General features: G+C 66.7%; 3 protein-coding genes. All 3 read left to right on the top strand.

Going from position 1 to position 3786, the window contains the following annotated elements:
• On the top strand, nt 1-1176 hold a 1176-nt coding region (locus JOZ00_RS02055), incomplete at its 5' end, for an MCE family protein (protein WP_293338970.1).
• The gene (locus JOZ00_RS02050; RefSeq protein ID WP_293338967.1) at nt 1173-2777 is read left to right on the top strand and encodes a virulence factor Mce family protein; all 1605 of its coding nucleotides are present in this window, start codon (nt 1173-1175) and stop codon (nt 2775-2777) included. The genes JOZ00_RS02055 and JOZ00_RS02050, both read left to right, overlap by 4 nt.
• Nucleotides 2778-2839: 62 nt before the next feature.
• Nucleotides 2840-3786, top strand: a 947-nt coding sequence (locus JOZ00_RS02045; protein ID WP_293338973.1) for a virulence factor Mce family protein, incomplete at its 3' end; no start/stop codon positions are given.

The raw sequence follows: 3786 nt of genomic DNA, 5'->3' as shown, positions 1-3786 counted from the left end.
ACCCCTTATCAGATCTACGACGCCTTCTTCGACGTCACCAAGGCCGCGCAAGGTTGGGACATCGACACCGTCAAGCAGTCGCTGCACGTGCTCTCCGAAACCGTCGACCAGACCTACCCGCACCTGAGCGCGGCGCTCGACGGAGTGGCCAAGTTCTCCGACACGATCGGAAAGCGCGACGAGGAGGTCAAGCACCTGCTCGCCCAGGCCAACCAGGTGGCCACCATCCTCGGTGACCGCAGTGATCAGGTCGATCGGCTGTTGGTCAACGCGAAGACTCTGCTGGCCGCCTTCAACGAACGCGGCCGGGCCATCAACGCACTGCTGTCCAACGTCGCCGCGTTCTCCGAACAGGTCAAGGGCCTGATCAACGACAACCCGAACCTGAACCACGTACTCGAGCAGCTGCGCACGGTCAGCGACATCCTGGTTGAGCGCAAAGACGACGTCGCCAAAGGGCTGACTGAGGTCGGCAAGTTCCTCCCGTCCCTGAACGAGGCCATCGCGTCGGGACCGTTCTTCAAAGTGGTGCTGCACAACCTGGCGCTGTATCAGATCGTTCAGCCCTGGGTCGACGCGGCATTCAAGAAGCGCGGCATCGACCCGGAGAACTTCTGGCGCAGCGCCGGCCTGCCGGCCTACCGGTTCCCCGACCCCAACGGCACCCGGTTCCCCAACGGCGCGCCGCCGCCGGCACCGCCGGTGCTCGAAGGCACGCCGGACCACCCGGGCCCGGCCGTCCCGCCGGGGTCGCCATGCTCGTACACCCCGGCCGCCGACCAGCTGCCCCGGCCCGACAACGTGATGCCGTGTGCGGGTGCGACGGTCGGCCCGTTCGGTGGCCCCGGCTTCCCGGCGCCGGTCGACATCATGACGTCGCCGCCGAACCCGGACGGCCTGCCGCCGACACCGGGCATCCCGATCGCGGGGCGGCCGGGCGATCCGCCGCCGGATGTTCCGGGGACACCCGTGCCGCTACCGGCTCAGGCACCGCCGGGCGCGCGTACCGAGAACCTCGCACCGGCCGGACCGGTCCCGCCGCCGTCGACGTTCGCGCCGGGCTTCCCGCCAGGCCCGGCGGCGCCACCGGGACCCGGTAACCAGTTGCCGGCGCCGTTCATCAACCCAGGCGGAACAGGCGGTAGTGGAGCAGCGGGAGGAGGTAGCCAGAATTGAGCACCATCTTTGACATCCGCAACCTGCGGTTACCAAAAATGTCCCGCGCGTCGGTGATCATCGGATCGGTGGTGGTCATCCTGGCTCTCATCCTCGCCTACGCCGGCTGGCGACTGTTCGAGAAGCTGACGAACAACAGCGTGGTGGCCTACTTCCCGGCGGCCAACGCGCTGTACCCGGGGGACAAGGTCCAGATCATGGGCCTGCGGGTGGGTGCGATCGACAAGATCGAGCCGGCCGGCGACAAGATGAAGGTCACCTTCCACTACGAGAACCAGTACAAGGTCCCGGCCAACGCCTCGGCGGTCATCCTCAACCCGACCCTGGTGGCATCGCGGGCCATCCAACTGGAGCCCGCCTACAAGGGCGGCCCGGTGCTGGCGAACAACGCGGTGATTCCCGAAGAGCGCACGCAGGTCCCGGTCGAATGGGACCAGCTGCGTAACAGCATCACCAACATCATCTCCAAGCTGGGCCCGACACCGGAGCAGCCGAAAGGTCCGTTCGGTGAGGTCATCGAATCGTTCGCCGACGGGCTGGCCGGCAAGGGCAAGGAGATCAACACCACGCTGAGCAACCTGTCGCAGGCGTTGACCGCGCTGAACGAGGGACGCGGCGACTTCTTCCAGGTGGTGCGCAGCCTGGCCCTGTTCGTCAACGCGCTGCACAAAGACGACCAGCAGTTCGTCGCGCTGAACCAGAACCTGGCGGATTTCACCACGCGGCTCGCGAGCTCTGACAACGACCTGTCCAACGCGATCCAGCAATTCGACAGCCTGCTGACCACCGTGCGCCCCTGGCTCGCCCAGAACCGCGAGGTGCTGACCCACGACGTCAACAACCTGGCGACGGTGACGAACACGCTGTTGCAGCCGGATCCGCTGAACGGGTTGGAGACGGCGCTGCACGTCCTGCCGACGGCCGCGGCGAACATCAACCAGATCTATCACCCGTCGCACGGTTCGGTGGTCGCCATCCCGGCGATCACGAACTTCGCGAACCCGATGCAGTTCATCTGCAGCGCGATTCAGGCCGGCAGCCGGCTCGGCTACCAGGAATCCGCCGAGCTGTGCGCCCAGTACCTGGCTCCGATCCTCGACGCGATCAAGTTCAACTACCCGCCGTTCGGTCTGAACCTGTTCAGCACGGCCGAGACGCTTCCCAAGGAAGTGGCGTACTCCGAGCCGCGGTTGCACCCGCCGAACGGGTACAAGGACACCACTGTCCCGGGCATCTGGTCGCCGGATACGCCGACGTCGCACCGCAACACCCAACCGGGCTGGATTGTCGCCCCGGGCATGCAGGGCCAGCAGGTGGGGCCGATCACGGCGGGCTTGATGACGCCGGAGTCGCTTGGCGAGCTGATGGGTGGCCCCAACATCGAGCCCGTGCAGTCGACGCTGCAGACACCGCCGGGACCGCCGAACGCCTACGACGAATACCCGGTCGTGCCGCCCATGGGTCTGAATGCCCCGGTGCCGATCCAGCCGCCGCCGCCCGGACCGGAGGTGGTCCCTGGCCCGGTCGCGCCGACGCCGGCGCCGGTTGCCGCACCCGCGCCGAATGCGGGTGGGCCGCTTGACTTCGGAGCGGGACAGTGAAGCCGTCGATGAGCGCCGACGGCGCGAAGAGAGCGGCGAACCATGGGGCAGTGAAGCCGTCGATGAGCGCCGACGGCGCGAAGAGAGCGGCGAACCATGGGCCAGTGCCGACGTTCGCTCGCATGATTCGGCACCGCGCCTGGCAGAGCATGGCGTTGCTGATGGCCGCGCTGGTGCTGAGTTCGTGTGGCTGGCACGGGGTCTCGAACGTGGCGATCCCCGGCGGCCCGGGTGGCGGGGGCAACTCCTACACCGTCTACGTGCAGGTGCCCGACACTCTGGCGATCAACGGCAACAGCAAGGTGATGGTTGCCGACGTGTTCGTCGGCTCGATCAAGTCGATTCAGCTGAAGAACTGGATCGCGACGTTGACGCTGGGCCTCGACAAGAACGTCAAGCTGCCCAAGAACGCCACGGCCAGGATCGGCCAGACGTCGCTGCTGGGTTCCCAGCACGTGGAGCTGGCCGCGCCGGCCAACCCGTCGCGGCAGATGCTCAAGGACGGCGACACCATTCCGCTGAAGAACTCGACCTCGTACCCCACGACTGAGCAGACGCTGGCCAGCCTGGCGTTGATCATCCGTGGCGGCGGCATCCCCAACCTGGAAGTGCTGCAGAACGAGGTCTACAACATCTTCAACGGGCGTGGCACGCAGATCCGGTCCTTCCTGGGCAAGCTGGACACCTTCACCAGACAGCTCAACGACCAGCGCGATGACATCACGCACGCTATCGACTCGACCAACCGACTGCTGACCTATGTGGGCAACCGGTCAGACGTCCTGGACCGGGTCCTCACCGACCTCCCGCCGCTGATCAAGCATTTCGCGGACACCAAGAACCTGCTGATCAACGCCGTCGACTCGGTGGGACGGCTCAGCCAGGCCGCCGACACGTACCTGTCGCAGGCGCGGGGGCCGTTGCACACCGATCTGCAAGCGCTGCAGTGCCCGCTCAAGGAGCTCGGCCGCGCCTCGCCGTACCTGATCGGCGCGCTGAAGCTGATCCT

This window comes from Mycobacterium sp. (assembly GCF_019243155.1).
Taxonomy (GTDB): domain Bacteria; phylum Actinomycetota; class Actinomycetes; order Mycobacteriales; family Mycobacteriaceae; genus Mycobacterium.
Note: the sequence above shows the minus strand (reverse complement) of the source record. Positions and strands in the feature narration are given on the sequence as shown.